This is a genomic window from Streptomyces sp. MGP-BFMKR1 (assembly GCF_057766585.1).
This window is the reverse complement of sequence record NZ_CM173408.1, coordinates 2,110,562-2,130,990: the sequence shown is the minus strand read 5'-3', so window position 1 is coordinate 2,130,990 and position 20,429 is coordinate 2,110,562. Positions and strand designations below refer to the sequence as shown.

11 protein-coding genes are annotated in these 20,429 nt (G+C 71.6%); 10 read left to right on the top strand and 1 reads right to left on the bottom strand.

The window, feature by feature from the left end; genetic code table 11:
- Positions 1-161 precede the first annotated feature (161 nt).
- A complete protein-coding gene (gene gabT / locus AC3CHW_RS07830; protein WP_488469996.1) occupies positions 162-1,511 on the bottom strand; it encodes a 4-aminobutyrate--2-oxoglutarate transaminase in 1,350 nt (449 codons plus the stop codon).
- A 1,327-nt stretch (positions 1,512-2,838) separates the two neighbouring features.
- Here gabT and AC3CHW_RS07825 point away from each other — a divergent pair.
- The 10 genes from AC3CHW_RS07825 (at position 2,839) to AC3CHW_RS07780 (ending at position 20,276) form a co-directional block, all read left to right on the top strand.
- Positions 2,839-4,731: a type IV secretory system conjugative DNA transfer family protein gene (locus tag AC3CHW_RS07825; RefSeq protein ID WP_488469995.1), complete on the top strand. Its 1,893-nt coding sequence runs from the start codon at positions 2,839-2,841 to the stop codon at positions 4,729-4,731.
- A 183-nt stretch (positions 4,732-4,914) separates the two neighbouring features.
- Positions 4,915-6,798, top strand: coding sequence for a PucR family transcriptional regulator (locus tag AC3CHW_RS07820; protein WP_488469994.1), 1,884 nt, complete (start codon positions 4,915-4,917; stop codon positions 6,796-6,798).
- A gap of 781 nt (positions 6,799-7,579) precedes the next feature.
- Entirely contained in the window at positions 7,580-9,040 is a 1,461-nt protein-coding gene (locus tag AC3CHW_RS07815; protein WP_488469993.1) for an aldehyde dehydrogenase family protein, read from the top strand.
- A gap of 665 nt (positions 9,041-9,705) precedes the next feature.
- Positions 9,706-11,667 (top strand): acyl-CoA dehydrogenase family protein, encoded by a 1,962-nt coding sequence (locus AC3CHW_RS07810; protein ID WP_488469992.1) that lies wholly within the window; start codon positions 9,706-9,708, stop codon positions 11,665-11,667.
- A 550-nt stretch (positions 11,668-12,217) separates the two neighbouring features.
- Positions 12,218-13,507 (top strand): 1-deoxy-D-xylulose-5-phosphate reductoisomerase, encoded by a 1,290-nt coding sequence (gene dxr, locus AC3CHW_RS07805; protein ID WP_398612078.1) that lies wholly within the window; start codon positions 12,218-12,220, stop codon positions 13,505-13,507.
- Positions 13,504-14,805 carry a M50 family metallopeptidase gene (locus AC3CHW_RS07800; protein WP_459250856.1) on the top strand — a complete coding sequence of 434 codons (1,302 nt, stop codon included), beginning with the start codon at positions 13,504-13,506 and terminating at the stop codon, positions 14,803-14,805. The genes dxr and AC3CHW_RS07800 overlap by 4 nt, the downstream gene beginning before the upstream one ends.
- A gap of 685 nt (positions 14,806-15,490) precedes the next feature.
- On the top strand, positions 15,491-16,645 hold the full coding sequence (gene ispG, locus AC3CHW_RS07795) for a flavodoxin-dependent (E)-4-hydroxy-3-methylbut-2-enyl-diphosphate synthase (protein WP_466298153.1): 1,155 nt from the start codon (positions 15,491-15,493) through the stop codon (positions 16,643-16,645).
- A gap of 119 nt (positions 16,646-16,764) precedes the next feature.
- The gene (locus tag AC3CHW_RS07790) at positions 16,765-17,610 is read left to right on the top strand and encodes a GNAT family N-acetyltransferase (protein WP_398612328.1); all 846 of its coding nucleotides are present in this window, start codon (positions 16,765-16,767) and stop codon (positions 17,608-17,610) included.
- Between the two features lie 32 nt (positions 17,611-17,642).
- Positions 17,643-18,212, top strand: coding sequence for a GNAT family N-acetyltransferase (locus AC3CHW_RS07785; RefSeq protein WP_459251163.1), 570 nt, complete (start codon positions 17,643-17,645; stop codon positions 18,210-18,212).
- Between the two features lie 351 nt (positions 18,213-18,563).
- Positions 18,564-20,276, top strand: a complete 1,713-nt coding sequence (locus AC3CHW_RS07780) for a proline--tRNA ligase (protein WP_488469991.1) — start codon at positions 18,564-18,566, stop codon at positions 20,274-20,276.
- Positions 20,277-20,429: the final 153 nt, after the last annotated feature.

The following is a 20,429-nucleotide window of genomic DNA, read 5'->3' as shown; positions in this document are numbered from 1 at the left end:
GGGGCGATACGGGCGGGGTTGGACGGGGCGCTTTGACGGGTGGCAGTAGACGGGGTGCGGTGCGGGCCCCGTAACCGCCCCGTCCTGCCTCACCCGGGGCTCCGTACGGCGACGGGGCGGGGGGCAGGACGGGGCGACGGGGCGGGCCCTTGCTGCCGGGGTCAGAGCTGGGCGAAAGACTCTTCCAGGATGTCGAGGCCCTCGTTGAGCAGGTCCTCGCCGATCACCAGCGGCGGCAGGAAGCGCAGCACGTTGCCGTACGTGCCACAGGTGAGTACGACCAGACCGGCAGCGTGGCAGGCCTTGGCCAGGGCGCCGGTAGCGCTCGGGTTCGGGTCCTTGGAGCCCGGCTGTACCAGCTCGATCGCGATCATCGCGCCGCGGCCACGGATGTCGCCGATGATCTCGAACTTCTCCTGCATGGCGCCCAGGCGGCCCTTCATGACCTCCTCGATGCGCTTTGCCTTCGCGTTCAGGTCGAGTTCGCGCATGGTCTCGATCGAACCCAGGGCTGCCGCACAGGCCACCGGGTTGCCGCCGTACGTACCACCGAGGCCACCGCTGTGCGCGGCGTCCATGATCTCGGCGCGGCCGGTCACGGCGGCGAGCGGCAGGCCGCCGGCGATGCCCTTGGCGGTGGTGATCAGGTCGGGCACGATGCCCTCGTCCTCGCAGGCGAACCACTGACCGGTGCGGCAGAAGCCGGACTGGATCTCGTCCGCGACGAAGACGATGCCGTTGTTCTTGGCGAACTCGACGATCTTCGGCAGAAAGCCCTTGGCCGGCTCGATGAAGCCACCTTCGCCGAGCACCGGCTCGATGACGATGGCAGCGACGTTCTCGGCCCCCACCTGCTTGCTGATCATGTCGATGGCCTGCGCGGCGGCCTCTTCCGCACAGTTCTCCGCGCCGGTCAGCCAGCGGTAGGGGTAGGCGACCGGGACCCGGTAGACCTCGGGCGCGAAGGGACCGAAGGAGTGCTTGTAGGGCATGTTCTTGGCGGTGAGCGCCATGGTGAGGTTGGTGCGCCCGTGGTAGCCGTGGTCGAAGACGACGACGGCCTGGCGCTTGGTGTAGGCGCGGGCGATCTTCACCGCGTTCTCGACGGCCTCGGCACCGGAGTTGAACAGCGCGGACTTCTTCGCGTGGTCACCGGGAGTGAGCTTGGCCAGCTCCTCACAGACGGCGATGTAGCCCTCGTAGGGCGTCACCATGAAACAGGTGTGGGTGAAGTCGGCGAGTTGCGCCGAGGCTCGACGTACGACCGCTTCGGCACTGGAACCGACCGAGGTCACGGCGATACCGGAGCCGAAATCGATCAGGGAGTTGCCATCCACGTCCTCGATGACGCCACCACCCGCACGGGCGGCGAAGACAGGCAGCACGCTGCCGACGCCTGCGGCGACCGCCGCACCCTTGCGAGCCAGCAGCTCCTGGGACTTCGGGCCGGGGATGGCGGTGACGAGGCGGCGCTCCTGGGGGAGGGCGGGGCCTCCGGACAGTTCGATCATGTGGGGCTCCAGGGGGTACGCAGGGAATGACAGCGGCTTTACTTCGCAGGCTAGGCGCGCCGTCACGGCCCGGGCATGTTCCGTTCGGGAGAAGTGCGCGTGTTGCGTTGTCCGCGGCGGACATAGCGCGAGGCTCGGACATAGCGGAGCGAACAACGCACCCCCGCACGCGGCAGCGGAACTCCCGGCGCCGGGACACTAGATTGAGCGGCGAGACGGTTGAAGGGTCTCGCATGGCGCTGACTCGGTGCGGACTCAAGACCGAGCTGGCGCACGTGGTGCCGATGGGCCGTGTCGGGGCTCTTGGGACCGGCACGCATCGGTGGGCGACGTGGGGGTGGTGTGGGATATGGGGCATGAGGTCCCGGCGTGCGAGCCGGTAGTCACAGCGCGTCGGGGCGGTACGGAGCGAGTACGGGGCGGCAGCGCCCTGTATCAGCGTCGTCCAGCGCAGCGTCCCGTGAGTGTGCTGAGGCGTCGCGGAATCTGGCGCCGTGGCTCGCCAGCATTCGCCGCGTCCAGCGCGCTGAGCCGCACGGCAGGCCGGGCACGCGGCTGGAGCGGTGGCGCGACGGGGCGTGTGGGTCGGTGTCGCAGCGCCGAGGAGCGGGATGCTGAGTCGATGCGGCTGGAGTGGCGAGGCGGTGAAGGGGCCCGACGGCGCACCGTTGGCGGGCGCCGGATCGCCGCGCGGTGACGTGCCGCGAGTGTGGTCCGTGCGGCGCCGCGGGTAATTGAGTGTGGGTAGTCGGCAGGTCAGGCCAGGGGGCAAGGAAAGCGGATGGATACCGAGGGCACCTACGACGCACGCGGCGCGCGGCGGGAGCCCGTGCCGCCCCCGACCGATCGGCAACAGCCGCCCCGTCCGTCCGCTGACTCGGTGAGGGGGGCGGGCGGCCAGGGCGCGCCGCTATGGCCTCCGTCGTCGACTGGGTCTGCCGGCGGTCCCACGGTGCCGCCCGCCCTGTTCCCGTCCCAACCTCCTGGGCCTCCACACTCGCCAGGGGCACCGCGACAGCAGGGTGTGCCCCAACGCGCCGTTGAGGTACCCGCCCCGCCCACGACGCCTCCGCCGACTGCGGCCGGCCCGACGCCCGGGGGGCTGCCGCCCGCCGGTGGCCAGCCGTACCTGACCGGCCCGCCGAACGTGGCTCCGGCGCCAGCGGCCCCGCCCGTGCCAGTTGGCCCGCCTGGGGCACCGCCGGCACAGCATCCGTTCCTGGAGTGGCTCCGTACCCCGCGGCGACTCGCGGAGCCAGGCATCTGGGCGTTCGGATACCGCCCCAAGCCTCCGGAGGAGCCGGATCGGATTCCTACCCCGCGGTTGGTGGGCGGGGCTGTGGTGGCGGCCCTGTGCGCCTGGCTGCTGTGGTCGATGCTGTATGACGGCTTCCTCGGCAGCTACTGGTACTGGCCGATGTACCTGTTGACTCCTGACTCGTGGTACGAGGCGGGAGGCGGTCGGATGGGGCCTGGCTGGTGGTCTGTGTATCTCTACGAAGGGATCGTTTTCTGCGCGATCCTGGTGCTTTTCGGCCGCGTAGGCCACTGGCCCGAACTCCTGCGCCGCCTCTTCGCCCCGTTGCTCCGCGCCATGGAGGAGCACAACGCCGACCCCTCTCGCCCCCCAGCCACCCCCGAAGCCGACCCGGCCGAGTGGCCCGAACTGCGGCAGACCGGAGCGAGGGATGCCGCCGATCGGCTGGCGCACGATGCCCGCGCGGGGCTGATGAACGACGTGGACCACGCCCGGATCACGCAGGCGTGGACCTCCGTACGCGCCCAGCCCTCCCGATTGACGGCCTTCACCGACACCGTGTTGCGCCACGGGGCCGCCGCGTGCGTGCACCCCTCCGGGGCGCGGGACCTCCCCGTACGGATCGCCCGCCACGACCTGGCCGTTGGCCAGGTGCGGTTGGGCACCGCCGCCGACGACCCCCGTAACCCGTACCAGCACCGCGGCGTCGGCCTGGCCGTCGACCCCGGGGTGCTCGGGACGTCCCTACTGGCGGTCGGGCCGCCCGGGGCCGGGAAGACGGCGCGACTGGTGGGCCCCGTCGTGGAGGCGTTGTGTTTGCAGGCGCTCGCCGGCCAGGCCGCGGTCGTGGTGGTCGGGGCCGCGGGTGCCGGCCTGGGGCCGGACGAGGCGTTCGACGTCGTGGTGAAGATCGGGCGGTCGGACTCGGCGTACGACCTGGATTTGTACGGCGGGGCCACTGACGCGGACGAGGCGGGCGGCATGTTGGCCGAAGCGCTGCTCGGCGACCTGACCCTCACGCTGCCCGGCGGGGAGAGCCAGCGCGCCAGCACCGCCATCGCGCAGCTCCTGGGCCCCTTCCGAGCGGCGCACGGCCGTTTCCCGTCCGTTCCCGAGCTGCGCGAGCTCCTGGAGGGCGCTCCGTCGGCCTGGCTCGCGCTCCGTAAGGTGCTCGAAGCCACCGGGCAGCAGGCGCATGCCCGCGAACTCGACGCCAGGGAGCGCCAGGCCGCCCGGCCCGGCGACATCGGCACCGTGCTCGCCGAGCGACTCGCGCTCCTCGACCGCCCCGCCTTCGCGCACTTCTTCAAGACCGACGGAGCCAGCCGGCCCTTCTCGTTGCGCGCCCTGGAGCATCCGGTGCGGGTGCGCATCGACCTGCCGGAACGGGGCTACGCCGAAGCCTCGCGGCTGCTCGCGCGCCTCGTCCTGGCGCAGTTCGCCGAAAGCGCCGTCAGCCGCGCCGACCGGTCACTGTTCGCCTGCCTCGTGCTCGATGACGCCTCCCACACCGTCACGCCCGAGGCCCTGCGCGCCCTCCAGCGGCTGCGCTCGGTCAACGCCGGCGCGGTCCTCACCCTTCGTACCCTCGACGACGTGCCGCAGGCTCTGCGCAGCGCCCTGCTCGGCGCGGTGGGCTGCCGCATGGCGTACGCCGGGCTGACGACGTGGGACGGGGCGCACTTCGCCGAGGTGTGGGGCAAGGAGTGGGTGGAGACGCGCGATGTCACCGACCGGCAGATCATCTCGGACGAGCCCCTGACCAAGGTGCTGCACTTCATCCGCCGGGTCGCGACGGGCAAGGCCGCGACCGCACAGTCGGTGACCGTACGGACGGTGGAGCGGGAGCGCTGGTCGGCGTCGGAGCTCGCGCACGCGGTACCGCCCGGGCACGCCGTGCTGTCGCTGACATCCGTACGTGGCCACAGCGCCCCACCCGTGTTGGTCAACCTGAACGGTTGACCACCGACCCCTGATGTGAGTGGACGGGCAAGGGCGCGGGCCCCTGCCCGCCCTCCCCTACCGCACACGGGATACCTGCGCTTTCCTCCATTGAGGCAGAATCGGAAGGAGCCGTTCGTACGAGACGGCGCACTCTTCGCATCCCGTCGAAGCGAAGCCGCCCGAAGCCGCAACGAAGGTGCCATGCCTCCCACGCTCGCCTCACTCGTCCACCACTCCACCCTGAAGCTGACCGTGCTCGCGGGTGAGGGGCGGCTGGACACGCCCGTGCGGTGGGCGCATGTCAGCGAGCTCCCCGACCCCGTGCCGTACCTGGACGGTGGCGAACTGCTGCTGATCACCGCGATGAAGCTGGACGCCGAGGACTCCGAGGCGATGCGCCGCTACGTCCGGCGGCTGGTCGACGCGGGCGTCGTCGGCCTCGGCTTCGCGATCGGCGTCAACTACGAGCAGGCCCCGGCGGCCCTGGTGCGGGCCGCCAGCGAGGCCGGGCTGCCGCTGCTCGGGGTTCCGCGCCGTACCCCGTTCATCGCGATCAGCAAGGTCGTCTCGGCCGCCATCGCCGCCGACCAGTACCGCGCCGTGACCGCTGGCTTCGAGGCCCAGCGCGAGCTGACCCGCGCCGCCATCGGCGCCGAGGGTCCCACGGCGCTGCTGGCCAGACTCGCCGCCCACCTCAACGGCTGGGCAGCCCTCTACGACGCCTCCGGCGCGCTTATCGGCTCCGCGCCCGACTGGGCGGCCCGCCGTGCGGCCAGGCTCACCGGCGACGTCGAGCGGCTCCGCGAGCGAGCCGCCCCCGCGAGCGCCGTCGTCGGGGGCGGCGGAGCGGACGGGGACGAGGAGGAGGTGGCCGACCGGGTGGAGCTCCAGACGCTGGGCATCGGCCGGCGCACACGGGGCGTCCTCGCCGTCGGCACGGGGGCGCCGCTGGGCACCGCGGAACGCTACGCCGTCCACTCCGCCGTCGCCCTGCTGACCCTCACCACGGAGCGCTCCCGAGCGCTCCGTGAGGCCGAACAACGGCTCGGGGCGGCGCTGCTCCGCATGCTCCTCGCGGGCGAGCCCGACCACGCGCGGGCCGTGGCCGGCCAGCTCTACGGCGAACTGCTCGACGCCCCGTTCCGCATGCTCGTCGCCGAGGGGCCGACCACCACGTCGCTCGCTGCCCCGTCGGCGCCCCACGGGGCCGACACGGCGGCCCCGTCCCCCACTCCGCCCCCCTCCGCCGCCGCCCCTTCCACGAGGCAAGCTCATGCCGCGCAGACCGCGGAACCCGGCACCGCGCAGGAGGCTCACGGGCCGCCGCACGGTGCGGCGGCGTCGAGCACTCCATCGACCGTGGACGACCCCTCGAACGGGGCGGCGCCCCCGGCGCCGCCGCTCAGTTCCGCCACGTCCCTCTCCGGCGGCGCCTCGGCCACGACGACCGCCGATCCACTCGGTTCGCTCGTGGACACCATCGAGGCGGCGACCGCACGCACCGGGGAGGCCGTACTCATCGTTCCGGACGGGGCGCGCTTGATCGTGCTCGCCACCGATGGGGGAGCGGCGGTCAGGGCGTGCGCGGAGCACGCCGAAGCGGCCGAGGCACGCCGGGGCGGTACGGCGCGCCCCCGCGCCCGGGGCAGCGCGCCCGCGGACGACGGACTCGTCATCGGCCTTTCCGCCCCCGCCGGCCCCACGGCAGCGGCCACCGCCTACCGCCAGGCCGAGCAGGCCCTCTCCGTGGCACGCCGCCGCGGTCGCGTACTGGTCGAACACGAACAGGTCGCCGCCGGTTCGGTGCTGCCGCTCCTCGCCGACGACGCCGTACGGGCCTTCGCAGACGGCCTGCTCCGTGCGCTGTACGACCACGACGCAACGGGCCGGGGCGACCTCGTGGCGAGCCTCCGCGCGTGGCTCTCCCGGCACGGCCAGTGGGACGCCGCGGCTGCCGAACTTCGGGTCCATCGCCACACCCTGCGCTACCGCATGCGACGAGTCGAGGAAATTCTCGGCCGCTCGCTCGACGACCCCGACGTCCGCATGGAGCTCTGGCTGGCCCTGAAGGCCACCGGCATGTAGCCGCGCACACGGGTCGCTGCGCGGCTGACTCGGGGCCGGCCCACCAAGGACCGCGAGGGCGCTTACGGAGCCGGAGCTGGCATGCCCGTACGACAGACGTCGCGCCGAGAAGCGCGTTCTCGGACAGACCGCCTTCGTTATGGCCGTGTCCACGCGACACCTTCACGCGTTGCTCCGTGCTCCGTGCTCCGTGCTCCGTGCTCCGTGCTCCGTGCCCCGTGCTCCGTGCCCCGTGTCGGAGGCGGGGGCGGGGGCGGCGCCCCGTGCTCCGTGTCAGGTGGTCGTCCGTCGCCCCGTCTGTCACGCGAACCGCCACCCCGTCCTCCCGCTCAGAAAGACCGCCCCGAGTCTCCACAAGCCCGCCGCCCTACGCGTCCACGCGCCACCCTCGGCAGCCCGATGCGCACCGTCACCACGCGCAGGCCGCCCCGGGCCGCCTTCGCCGACGGAGCGCGAAGATAAGCCCATGGGCCACCACGCAGCGATCCGCACGCGCCAATCCGGCACGACGAGGGCGGGCAGTGCTACGGGTCGGACAAACGCCGTACGCACGAATCGCCCCTACGGTGTGGACAGAGCGTGTGTCAGCACTCCGGTACGTGGTCCGCCTGCCCAGGACGCAGGCGATACGGGCCGAACTGCGCCGTTCGGCCCGGGCATGGCCGAGCGACGCAGGGGGGCAGTCGGCGATGGTCGCCCCGTTCCGCAGCCGACCGTCCAGCACTCGTTCTGCGACCACGAACCGCACCACCTCCACCAATCAGAAGGGCCGGGATTCGCTGTGTCAGTCACTCAAGAATCTGCCACCCACGCTTTCTGGCTCGCTGGCCGCGCGGCGACCGGCGAGGACACCTTCGACGTCACGTCCCCCTGGGACAACCGGCTCGTCGGCACCGTGAGCATTCCCACCGAGGCCCAGGTCGAGGAGGCCGTGGCCGCCTCCGTGGCGGTGCAGGACGAGTTCGCGGCCACCCCCGCGCACGTACGGGCCGCCGCCCTCGACCACGTGACGAAGCGCCTCACCGAGCGCACCGAGGAGATCGCCCAACTCATCTCCGCCGAGAACGGCAAGCCCATGAAGTGGGCCCGCGGCGAGGTCGGCCGAGCGATCTCCGTGTTCCGCTTCGCGACGGAGGAAGCCCGTCGGTTCAACGGCGGGGAGGCCCAGCGCCTGGACACCGACGCCGGCGGGGTCGGGCGGCTGGCGCTCACGCGTCGCTTCCCGCGCGGCACCGTGCTGGGCATCGCCCCGTTCAACTTCCCGCTGAACCTTTGCGCGCACAAGGTCGCCCCGGCGATCGCCGTCGGAACGCCGATCATCCTGAAGCCCGCGCCCGCCACTCCGCTGTCGGCGTTGCTGCTCGGGGAGCTGCTGGCCGAGACCGACCTGCCGGCGGGTTCCTGGTCGGTGCTGCCGGTGCCCAACGACCGCATGCCCGCGCTGGTGCAGGACGAGCGGCTTCCGGTCATCTCCTTCACCGGCTCTGACAAGGTCGGCTACGCGATCATGGAGTCGGTGCCCCGCAAGCACTGCACCCTGGAGCTCGGGGGCAACGGGGCGGCCGTCGTGCTCCCGGACTTCGCCTCCGAGGCGGACCTCGACTGGGCCGCGACCCGCATCGCGACCTTCTCCAACTACCAGGGCGGTCAGTCCTGCATCTCCGTCCAGCGTGTGATCGCGGACGCGTCGCTGTACGAGCGGCTCGTCCCCAAGGTCGTGGCCGCCGTCGAGGCACAGGTCACCGGCGACCCCTCGGACGAGGCCACCGAGGTCGGCCCACTGGTCAGCGAGGAAGCCGCGAAGCGCGTCGAGTCGTGGGTCGAGGAGGCCGTACGGGGCGGGGCGACGCTGCTCGCCGGGGGCAAGCGCGACGGAGCCTCCTACGCCCCGACCGTCCTCGCCGACGTCCCCGCCGACGCCACCCTCGCCCGCGAGGAGATCTTCGGCCCCGTCCTGACACTCCACAAGGTCGACGGCGAGGACGCGGCCTTCCAGGCCGTCAACGACTCCAAGTACGGCCTGCAGGCGGGTGTCTTCACGCACGACACCCGAGCCGCCTTCCGCGCGCACCGCGCGCTTGAGGTCGGCGGCGTCATCATCGGCGACGTTCCTTCCTACCGGGCCGACCAGATGCCGTACGGCGGCGCCAAGCAGTCCGGTGTCGGACGCGAAGGCGTCCGCTTCGCCATGGACGACTACACCTACGAGCGCGTCATGGTGTTCACCGGCATCGACCTGTAGGGCGATCCGGCGGTTCGGCACGGAGCCGACGGCGGGCGCGGCATCGAGGAACTGGCGCCGAAGTAACCGTGGCGGCGCGGGCGACGGCTGGAGCGAAGCACCACGCTCCAGCCGTCGCTCCGTTCGGGGCTCCGCGCGCGACGAGGCACGGTACGCGTCCGGGCTCCTGCCTACACCGGCGCCACCCCCTGCCGCGCCCCGCACCCGTGTCGCATCCGGCTCCCGCCCGTTGGCCCCGTGCCCCGTGCCCCGTGCCCCGTGCCCCGTGCCCCGTGCCCCGTGCCCCGTGCCCCGTGCCCCGTGCCCCGTGCCCCGTGCCCGGGGCAGGGCGGGGCCGCCGCCCCATGCCCGCCGCGCTCTCCGACGCGGCGGGCCGCGCCCCGCGACGTGGCCCCGCCGAGGCCCCGCCCCTCGCACCGCAACGCCCCTGTCCCGCGGTGCCCTCGCCACCCCGCTGTCTCTCCGCTACTCCCCGCCGCTCCGGTGCTCGCCGTTACGCCGTACGTCGGGCTGAGGTGCGCTGCCTGATACGGGGCGCTGAGATCGGGTACACGCCGACCAGCAGAACGGGCCGGCGGATACCGGCTGCGGGGCAGCCATCCGGGCCCCGCGCCGATGGTCGCTCCGCCCGCTCCGACCCCACGAAGCGGCGAGGTGAGTTCCCGATGACCGCTCCATCCGCAACGCCCCCGCCGACACCCCCGACACCGCCGTCCGTGTCCGAACGCGAAGCGCGCCAGGTCGCGGAAGCCGCCCGGGAAGCGACATGGCGCAAGCCGAGCTTCGCCAAGGAACTGTTCCTCGGCCGCTTCCGGCTCGATCTCATCCACCCGTACCCAGCGCTCTCGACCGAGAGCGTCCAGCGCGGCGAGGAGTTCCTCGCCAAGCTCCGGACGTTCTGCGAGACGAAGATCGACAGCGCTCGGATCGAGCGCGAGGCGCGCATCCCCGACGAGACGATCAACGGTCTGAAGGAACTCGGCGCCCTCGGCATGAAGATCGGCACCGAGTACGGCGGGCTCGGTCTCAGTCAGGTCCACTACAACCGGGCGCTGGCGCTCGTCAGCTCCGTCAGTCCCGCCATCGCGGCGCTGCTCTCCGCGCACCAGTCCATCGGGGTGCCGCAGCCGCTGAAGATGTTCGGCACGCAGGAGCAACGCGACGCCTTCCTGCCGCGGTGCGCCCGTACCGACATCTCGGCGTTCCTGCTGACCGAGCCCGACGTCGGATCCGACCCGGCGCGACTGGCGACCACCGCGGTGCCGGACGGCGAGGACTACGTACTGGACGGCGTCAAGCTGTGGACGACCAACGGCGTCATCGCCGACCTCCTCGTCGTGATGGCCCGTGTGCCGGAGGGCGACGGCCACAAGGGCGGCATCACCGCCTTCGTCGTCGAGGCCGCGGCCGACGGGGTCACCGTCGAGAACCGGAACGCCTTCATGGGGCTGCGCGGCATCGAGAACGGCGTCACGCGGTTCCACCGCGTGCGCGTGCCGGCCCGGCACCGTATCGGGCCCGAGGGCGCCGGCCTGAAGATCGCCCTCACCACTCTCAACACGGGCCGCCTGTCGCTGCCCGCCATGTGCGTCGGCACGGGGAAGTGGTGCCTGAAGATCGCCCGGGAGTGGTCGGCCGCGCGGGAGCAGTGGGGCAAGCCGATCGGCCGGCACGAGGCCGTGGGATCGAAGATCGCCTTCATCGCCGCGACGACGTTCGCCCTGGAGGCCGTTGTCGACTTGTCGTCCCACATGGCCGACGAGGACCGCAACGACATCCGCATCGAGGCCGCGCTCGCCAAGCTGTACGGCTCGGAGATGGGCTGGCTGATGGCCGACGAACTGATGCAGCTTCGCGGCGGTCGCGGGTACGAGACCGCGGCCTCGCTCGCCGCGCGGGGCGAACGCGCGGTGCCCGCCGAACAGGTCCTGCGGGACCTGCGGATCAACCGGATCTTCGAGGGCTCCACGGAGATCATGCGCCTCCTCATCGCCCGCGAGGCCGTCGACGCACACCTGTCGGTGGCGGGCGACCTGATCGCCCCGGACACGCCGCTCCGTGACAAGGCCAGGGCAGGCGCGAAGGCGGGCGGCTTCTACGCCCGTTGGCTGCCCCGACTCGTGACGGGGGCGGGCCAGCTTCCGCGCTCGTACGCGCAGTTCCACCCGCCCGGCCACCGGGACCTCGCCTCACACCTGCGCTACGTGGAGCGCTGTGCGCGCAAACTGGCCCGCTCCACCTTCTACGGCATGTCGCGCTGGCAGGGCCGACTGGAGACGAAACAGGGCTTCCTCGGACGCATCGTCGACATCGGCGCCGAGCTGTTCGCGATGAGCGCTGCGTGCGTACGGGCCGAGCGGCTACGGCTGGACGGGGCGCACGGTGCCGAGGCGTACCGGCTCGCCGACGCCTTCTGCCAGCAATCCCGCGTGCGTGTCGAGGAGTTGTTCGGGCGCTTGTGGAGCAACACCGACGCCCTGGACCGCACGGTGGCCTCAGACGTACTCGGCGGCTCCTACACCTGGGTGGAGGAAGGCATCCTCGACCCCAGCGGCGAGGGCCCCTGGATCGCCGACGCGACACCAGGGCCCGCCCGCGTACCCACCGTCCACCGCCCCGTCCGCTGACGAGCCACCCCGCCGCCCGCCCTGCCCCGCGCAGGCCGACTGCACCGCGCTACGCCGCACAGCAGTACGCCGTACCCCGGCGCCGCCCGGCACACGCGGCCGAACGGGGCCACCACGAAGAAGTGCAGCCCGCCCCACGGAGTCGCGTACGCAGCGCCGGGCCGGCCATTCCGCCCGCCCCCATGCGCCGTGCCGCTTCGCCACACACAGACCACCCGCGGCACCATCCGGCCGGAGCACGGAGCACGGAGCACGGAGCACGGAGCACGGAGCACGGAGCACGGAGCACGGAGCACGGAGCGATGATCCCCTCCGGGGGCACGGGGCACGGGGCACGGGGCACGGGGCACGGAGCCCCGCCCCACCGGCACCGCTGGGCCCGTCACCGGGCCCCAGCACCGCACGGCGCGCGCGGTCCCGCGAGGCGGTCCCGAGGAGGCCGACCCGCTCCGCGCCGCAGCGGCCCCCGGTTCGCCCCGACCCCGCTATGGCAGAGTCCTACTAGGGGTGCGCCCCCCAAATCCCGCGGTGGAGCGGCCACAATGGGGGGATGACGGACTCCCTCGCCTCGCCGCACCAGCCCTTCGCCGCTGCCATCGACGCCTCCGCAGCCCCGGAGGCCCCGCGCACCATCGTGATTCTCGGCTCAACGGGTTCGATCGGAACCCAGGCCATCGACGTGGTGCTGCGCAATCCCGACCGGTTCCAGGTCACGGGGCTGTCCGCTGCCGGTGGGCGGGTGGAGCTGCTCGCGGAGCAGGCGCACCAGTTGCGGGTCCGTACGGTCGCCGTCGCGCGGCAGGACGTCGTGCCCGCGCTCCGTGAGGCGCTGCGGGCGCGGTACGGAGCCGAGCCGCTGCCCGAGATCCTCGCGGGGCCCGACGCGGCCACCGAGCTCGCGGGCAGCGAGTGCCACTCCGTACTCAACGGCATCACCGGTTCGATCGGGCTCGCCCCGACGCTGGCCGCCCTGGAGGCCGGCAGCGTGCTCATCCTCGCGAACAAGGAGTCCTTGATCGTCGGCGGGCCGTTGGTCAAGGCCGTGGCCAAGCCGGGCCAGATCGTCCCGGTCGACTCGGAGCACTCGGCGCTCTTCCAGGCCCTGATGGGCGGCACCCCGGCCGAGGTGCGCAAGCTGGTCGTCACGGCCAGCGGCGGCCCCTTCCGCGGGCGCAGCCGGGAGGAACTGACCGCCGTCACGCCCCGCCAGGCGCTCGCCCACCCCACCTGGGACATGGGCCCGGTCGTCACCATCAACTCGGCGACCCTGGTCAACAAGGGCCTTGAGGTCATCGAGGCGCACCTGCTGTTCGACATCCCCTTCGACCGCATCGAGGTCGTCGTCCACCCGCAGTCGTACGTGCACTCCATGGTCGAGTTCACCGATGGTTCGACACTCGCCCAGGTCAGCCCGCCCGACATGCGCATGCCGATCGCGCTCGGCCTGGGATGGCCGGACCGGGTGCCGGACGCCGCGCCGGGCTGCGACTGGACGAAGGCGTCGACGTGGGAGTTCTTCCCGCTCGACACGGAGGCGTTCCCCTCCGTTGCCCTGGCGCGCCACGTGGGCGACCTGGGCGGCACCGCGCCCGCCGTGTTCAACGCGGCGAACGAGGAATGCGTGGACGCGTTCCTGGCCGAGCGACTGCCCTTCACCGGGATCGTGGACACGGTGGCCGCCGTGGTCTCCGAAGGACTGGCCTCAGGCGCCGTGAAAAAGCGCCATGATGGAACCTCGCTGTCGGTGACTGACGTCCTCGAAGCGGAGACATGGGCGCGCGCCCGCGCCCGGGAACTGGCCGCACGGGCGGCGAAGGCAACATCGGAGGTACGCGCATGACGACCTGGATGACGATTCTTGGGATAATCGTCTTCGTCGTCGGCCTGCTCTTCTCCATCGCCTGGCACGAGCTGGGACACCTCTCGACCGCCAAGCTGTTCGGCATCCGGGTACCGGAGTACATGGTCGGTTTCGGGCCGACGATCTTCTCGCGCAAGAAGGGCGAGACGGAGTACGGCATCAAGGCCATCCCGCTCGGCGGCTACATCCGCATGATCGGCATGTTCCCGCCCGGCGACGACGGCAAGGTCACGGCGCGCTCCACCTCGCCGTGGCGGAGCATGGTCGAGGACGCCAGGTCGGCCGCGTACGAGGAGCTCCAGCCGGGCGACGAGAAGCGGTTGTTCTACACGCGCAAGCCGTGGAAGCGCGTGATCGTCATGTTCGCCGGGCCGTTCATGAACCTGGTACTCGCCGTGGTGATCTTCATCGGTGTGATGATGACCTTCGGCGTCAACACCCAGACCACCACCGTCGGCTCCGTCTCCGAGTGCGTGATCCCCGCCTCGGCCAACACGGACACGTGTCCGAAGGGCGCCAAGGACTCCCCGGCCAAGGCGGCGGGACTCGAGCCCGGCGACAAGATCGTGGCGTTCAACGGTCAGCCGACACCCGACTGGCAGACGCTCCAGCGTGACATCCGCGACACCACGGGGCCCGCCACCATCACCGTGGAGCGGGACGGGGCACACAAGACGCTGCAGGCCGACCTCATCAAGAACAAGGTCGCCAAGTCGGACGGTGACGGCGGCTACGTGAGGGACGAGTACGTCACCGCGGGCTTCCTCGGCTTCGCGCCCGCCACGGGCGTCGTCCAGCAGTCCTTCGGCGAGTCCGTCGAGCGCATGGGCGACATGGTGGAATCCGGCGTCGAGTCGCTGGTGGCGCTGCCGTCCAAGATCCCCGACCTGTGGAACGCCGCCTTCGGCGACGCCGAGCGCGAGCCCGACTCGCCGATGGGCGTGGTGGGCGCCGCACGCGTCGGCGGCGAGGTGTTCAACCTCGACATTCCGCCGGAGCAACAGGTCGCCACGATGCTGTTCCTGGTGGCGGGCTTCAACCTCTCGCTGTTCCTGTTCAACATGCTGCCGCTGCTGCCACTGGACGGCGGACACATCGCGGGCGCGCTGTGGGAGTCCGTACGGCGCAAGACGGCGCGCGTCTTCCGCCGCCCCGACCCGGGCCCCTTCGACGTCGCCAAGCTCATGCCGGTCGCGTACGTCGTCGCCGGAATCTTCATCTGCTTCACCCTGCTGGTCCTCATCGCCGACGTGGTGAACCCCGTACGCATCACCTGACGCCGCTCGGGGCGGCGCCAGCGAGACGCGCCGCCCCGCGCGCGGGTACGTCACCAGGCCGTCACCGGTGCCCCGCGTGCTGAGCTTCTGGCCCAGCCGAATGCCGGCTCCGTAGGCCGCTGCGGGACGGAGGCCGGCCGCGGGCTCCGTCGCGACCGTTGGGATCGCTGGAACGGGGCCACGATGGCGTGACGACGACCCAGGGCAACCGCGCCGCCGCCTGCTCCGTACGACGTGACATGCGTCCCACATCGCCGACTCGGTCGCTCACCGTAACGACTCGCGTGCGTGTGGTAATGAGGCGAGTTTGGCGTAGCGCGCCACGATCTCTGGCGGCACGACGGTTCGGTACGGAGCTGCGCAACCACGCCGCCACGGGGCGCGCTGTTCGCTCCTGCCGCGTGCGGAGGCGCCCCTGGGGCTGGCCTACGGGGCGGCGAGCGTGCGGGAACGGGGGCCGCCGGCCGTCGGCGCCGTGGCGGGTGGTGCGGAGCGTTGATCTTTCGGCTGGCTGACGTACGTGCCACGAAGGAGCGAAGTTCTGGCATGGCGTATTCGTCCGCCTATCACCGATCGTGTGAGGTTAGAGGCTGGGTGCGCTGTGTCCGTGTCGGGTGCCGTAATCTCGAAGACCGGAGCCCGCCGATCTCGGGACCTCGTTACACACCTTGGGGTTGCTCGCCAGATGACTGCGATTTCGCTTGGAATGCCGTCCGTTCCGACCAAGCTTGCTGACCGTAGGGTGAGCCGCCAGATTCAGGTGGGCTCGGTGCCTGTCGGGGGTGATGCCCCGGTGTCCGTGCAGTCGATGACGACGACGTTGACCGCGGATGTGAACGCGACGTTGCAGCAGATCGCGGAGTTGACGGCGTCGGGTTGCCAGATCGTGCGGGTGGCGTGTCCGTCGCAGGATGACGCGGAGGCGTTGCCGGCGATCGCGAAGAAGTCGCAGATCCCGGTGATCGCTGATATTCACTTCCAGCCGAAGTACGTGTTCGCGGCGATCGATGCCGGGTGTGCGGCGGTGCGGGTGAATCCGGGGAACATCCGGCAGTTCGATGACAAGGTGAAGGAGATCGCGAAGGCGGCCTCGGATGCGGGGGTGCCGATTCGGATCGGGGTCAACGCGGGGTCGTTGGACAAGCGGTTGTTGGCGAAGTACGGCAAGGCCACGCCGGAGGCGTTGGTGGAGTCGGCGTTGTGGGAGTGCTCGTTGTTCGAGGAGCACGGGTTTCGGGACATCAAGATCTCGGTGAAGCACAACGATCCGGTGGTGATGGTCAACGCCTACCGCTTGTTGGCGGCGCGGTGTGACTATCCGTTGCATCTGGGTGTGACGGAGGCGGGTCCGGCGTTCCAGGGGACGATCAAGTCGGCTGTGGCGTTTGGTGCGTTGTTGGCGGAGGGGATCGGGGACACGATTCGGGTGTCGTTGTCGGCGCCGCCGGCGGAGGAGGTCAAGGTCGGTCTTCAGATTCTGGAGTCGTTGAACTTGAAGCCGCGTCGGTTGGAGATCGTGTCGTGTCCGTCGTGTGGGCGGGCGCAGGTGGATGTGTACAAGCTGGCTGATGAGGTGACGGCTGGGCTTGAGGGGATGGAGGTGCCGCTGCGGGTGGCGGTGATGGGGTGTGTGGTCAATGGTCCTGGTGAGGCGCGTGAGGCGGATCTGGGTGTGGCTTCGGGGAATGGGAAGGGGCAGATCTTCGTGAAGGGTGAGGTCATCAAGACCGTGCCGGAGTCGAAGATCGTGGAGACCCTGATCGACGAGGCCATGAAGATCGCCGAAGAGATGGAGAAGGCCGGCGTCGCCTCCGGCGAACCCGAGGTGTCCGTCAGCTGACGTTGGCCGGTCGTTGCCTCGTTCACGGTTGCGGGGGTGCGGCGCGGGGGAGCGAGGTACAGTGCGGAAACCGAGTCCCCTGTGGCCCGCAGGCCCGCAACCACGAGGCATACCGACACGTGCTGACGACGACCACCACCAGGGTCCTTGAGCCGGGTGAGCTCGATGCGGCGCTCGCCGTCCTCGACCGTGACCCGGTGGCCAATGCCTTCGTTGCCGCACGGGTCCAGACGGCAGGTCTGGACCCGTGGCGGCTCGGCGGCGAGATGTGGGGTTGGTACGCCGACGGACGGCTGGAATCGCTGTGCTACGCCGGGGCCAACCTCGTTCCCATCTGCGCCACCCCCGACGCCGTGCGCGCCTTCGCCGACCGCGCGCGCCGCTCCGGGCGCCGCTGCTCCTCGATCGTCGGGCCCGCCGAGCCCACCGCTGACCTCTGGTCCCTGCTGGAACCGAGCTGGGGCCCGGCTCGCGAGGTGCGCAGCCACCAGCCGCTGATGATCACCACGTCGATGCCGACGAACGTCACCCCCGACCCGTTGGTGCGCCGTGTCCGCAAGGACGAGATGGACGTGATCATGCCCGCCTGTGTGGCCATGTTCACCGAGGAGGTCGGCGTCTCGCCGCTGGCGGGCGACGGCGGCCTGCTCTACCAGGCGCGCGTCGCGGAGCTCGTCGGTTCCGGCCGCTCCTTCGCCCGCGTCGAAGACGGGCAGGTCATCTTCAAGGCCGAGGTCGGCGCCGTCACCCCGCACGCCTGCCAGATCCAGGGCGTCTGGGTCGCCCCCGAGTACCGGGGCCGCGGCCTCTCCGAGACCGGCATGGCCGCCGTACTGAGCTACGCCCTGCGCGAGGTGGCCCCGGTCGTCAGCCTGTACGTCAACGACTACAACGCGGCGGCCCGAGCCGCGTACCGGCGCGTCGGCTTCCGCGAGGTCGGCGCGTTCATGAGCGTCCTGTTCTGACTCCGTCTGGGCCGGCCAGTAGTGTGCCGCTCATGTCGCACCCCGCCGCGGGCCCGCCCCCAGCTCCCCGAGACGTCACCGTCGGGCCACTCGACCTCGCGGCTCGCGTGGACGACGCACTCGCAGTCCAGGCCCTCGCCTTCGGGCTGTCGGACGACGAGATCGGAGTGCGGCGCCACATCGTCCTCCGACACCTCGCGACCCCGGGCGCGCGTGCCCTCGGGGCCACCACCGAGACCGGCCGCCTGGTCGGCTTCGTTTACGGCCTGCCGAACCACCGTTCCTACTGGTGGTCCACGATCGTCGCCCCGTACCTCCGAACCGAGGGCCACGAGGACTGGCTGGACGACTCCTTCGTCATCACCGAACTCCACGTCCATCCGGCCCACCAGAAGCACGGCATCGGCCGGGCACTGATCACCATGCTGACCGACGCGGCCGTCCAGCCCCGCAGCATCCTCTCCGCGATCGACGCGGAGACCCCGGCCCGCGGCCTCTACCGCGACCTGGGCTACCGCGACCTGGCCCGCCCCGTGCACTTCCCGAGCGCGCGGAGCCCGTACGTCGTGATGGGAGCGCACCTGCCGCTGCGGCGGCGGTAGCGCCCGCCGAGGACGCGCGGAGCGTGCCAGACCCCACCGCCGAGCGCTCCGGGGTGGGCGGGGGAGCGCATAGCGCGAACATCGGGCGCGAACCGAGGCCAACACAGACCCCGGGGCGCGGTGTACGGAGCACGGAGCGGCGATCCTGCCTGGGGGCAGGGGGCAGGGGGCAGGGGGCAGGGGGCAGGGGGCACGGGGCACGGGGCACGGGGCACCACCCCCCCGGCACGGGGCCGGGGCCACGGGGGGGCGATGACCCCGACCGGGGGCTCGGGGCGGCGGCTCGTTTCCTCGGTGTGACCCGCGGCGGCTAACCTCTCGCTCACCGCACCTCGCACGCAGGAGATCCCCATGGCCCATGCCGTCAACGTCCAGCGCATGTCCACGATGCTGCTCAAGACACTGCGCGACGACCCGGCTGACGCCGAGACCGCCAGCCACAAGCTGCTCGTCCGCGCCGGGTACGTCCGCCGCACGGCGGCGGGAATCTGGAGCTGGCTGCCGCTCGGCAAGCGCGTGCTGGACAACGTTTCGCGCATCGTGCGCGAGGAGATGGACGCGATCGGCGCGCAGGAGGTGCTGCTGCCCGCGCTGCTGCCGCGGGAGGCGTACGAGACGAGTGGGCGCTGGGACGAGTACGGCGACCTGCTCTTCAGGCTCAAGGACCGCAAGGGCGCCGACTACCTCCTCGGCCCCACCCACGAGGAGATCTTCACCCTCACCGTCAAGGACCAGTGCACGTCGTACAAGGACCTGCCGGTGATCGTCTACCAGATCCAGACGAAGTACCGGGACGAGGCCAGGCCGCGCTCGGGCGTGCTGCGGGGGCGCGAGTTCCAGATGAAGGACTCGTACTCCTTCGACGTCACGGACGAGGGTCTGGCCGAGTCGTACCGGCTGCACCGTGACGCGTACACCCGCATCTTCGAGCGCCTGGGCCTGGACTACCGGATCGTGTCGGCGGTCTCCGGGGCGATGGGCGGTTCGGCGTCGGAGGAGTTCCTGGCGCCGGCGGCGGCCGGTGAGGACACGTTCGTGGACTGCCCCGCCTGCGACTACGCGGCCAACACGGAGGCCGTCACCTTCGCGGCACCGTCGGCCGGAGACGGGGCGGCGCACGGCCCCGTCGAGGAGTTGGACACGCCCGACACGCCCACCATCGAGACCCTGGCCCTGCACCTCGGGGTGTCCGCCTCCGCGACGCTCAAGAACCTGTTGGTCAAGGTGGACGGCGAGATCGTCGCCGTCGGAGTGCCGGGCGACCGCGAGGTGGACCTCGGCAAGCTGGGCGAGCACCTGGCCCCGGCGACCGTCGAACTGGTCACGGCCGAGGACTTCACCGACCGGCCCGACCTGGTGCGCGGGTACGTCGGCCCGCAGGGCATGGCGGGCAAGGCGTTCCGCTACATCGCCGACCCGCGGGTCGCCCCGGGCACGGCTTGGATCACCGGCGCCAACAAGGCCGACACCCACGCTCGGAACGTCGTCTGCGGCCGGGACTTCGAGGTGGACGAGTACCTGGACGTGGTCGTCGTCGAGCCGGGCGACCCGTGCCCCGCCTGCGGCGCCGGCATCACACTCGACCGCGCCATCGAGATCGGCCACATCTTCCAGCTCGGACGCAAGTACGCCGACGCCTTCGAACTGGACGTGCTCGGCCAGCAGGGCAAGCCGGTGCGGGTCACCATGGGGTCGTACGGCATCGGCGTCTCGCGCGCCGTGGCGGCGCTCGCGGAGCAGACCCACGACGGGGCGGGGCTGTGCTGGCCGCGCGAGGTGGCGCCGGCTGACGTGCACATCGTCGCGGCGGGCAAGGCCCTGCAGAACGAACTCGCGCTCGAACTCGCCGAGCGACTGGGCGGCGCTGGCGTACGGGTGCTCGTTGACGACCGGGCCGGGGTGTCGCCCGGCGTGAAGTTCACGGACGCAGAGCTCATCGGCGTGCCGACCATCCTGGTCGTCGGGCGCGGGGCGGCGAACGGCGTGGTCGAGTTGAAGGACCGGCGGTCGGGCGAGCGTGAGGAGCTTGCCATCGACGAGGCGGTAGCCCGCCTCACCGCGTAACGGCGCCGAACGGCCCGCCGCCCGCGGGGCTCCCCGCCCCGCGCCGGCTGGCCCGCCCCGTGCGCTCTGTCTCGCTCGGCCCCGTGCTCCGTCGTGCCCCGTGCTCCGTACCCGCAGCGGGCACGGAGCACGGGGCACGGAGCGGTGGAGGTA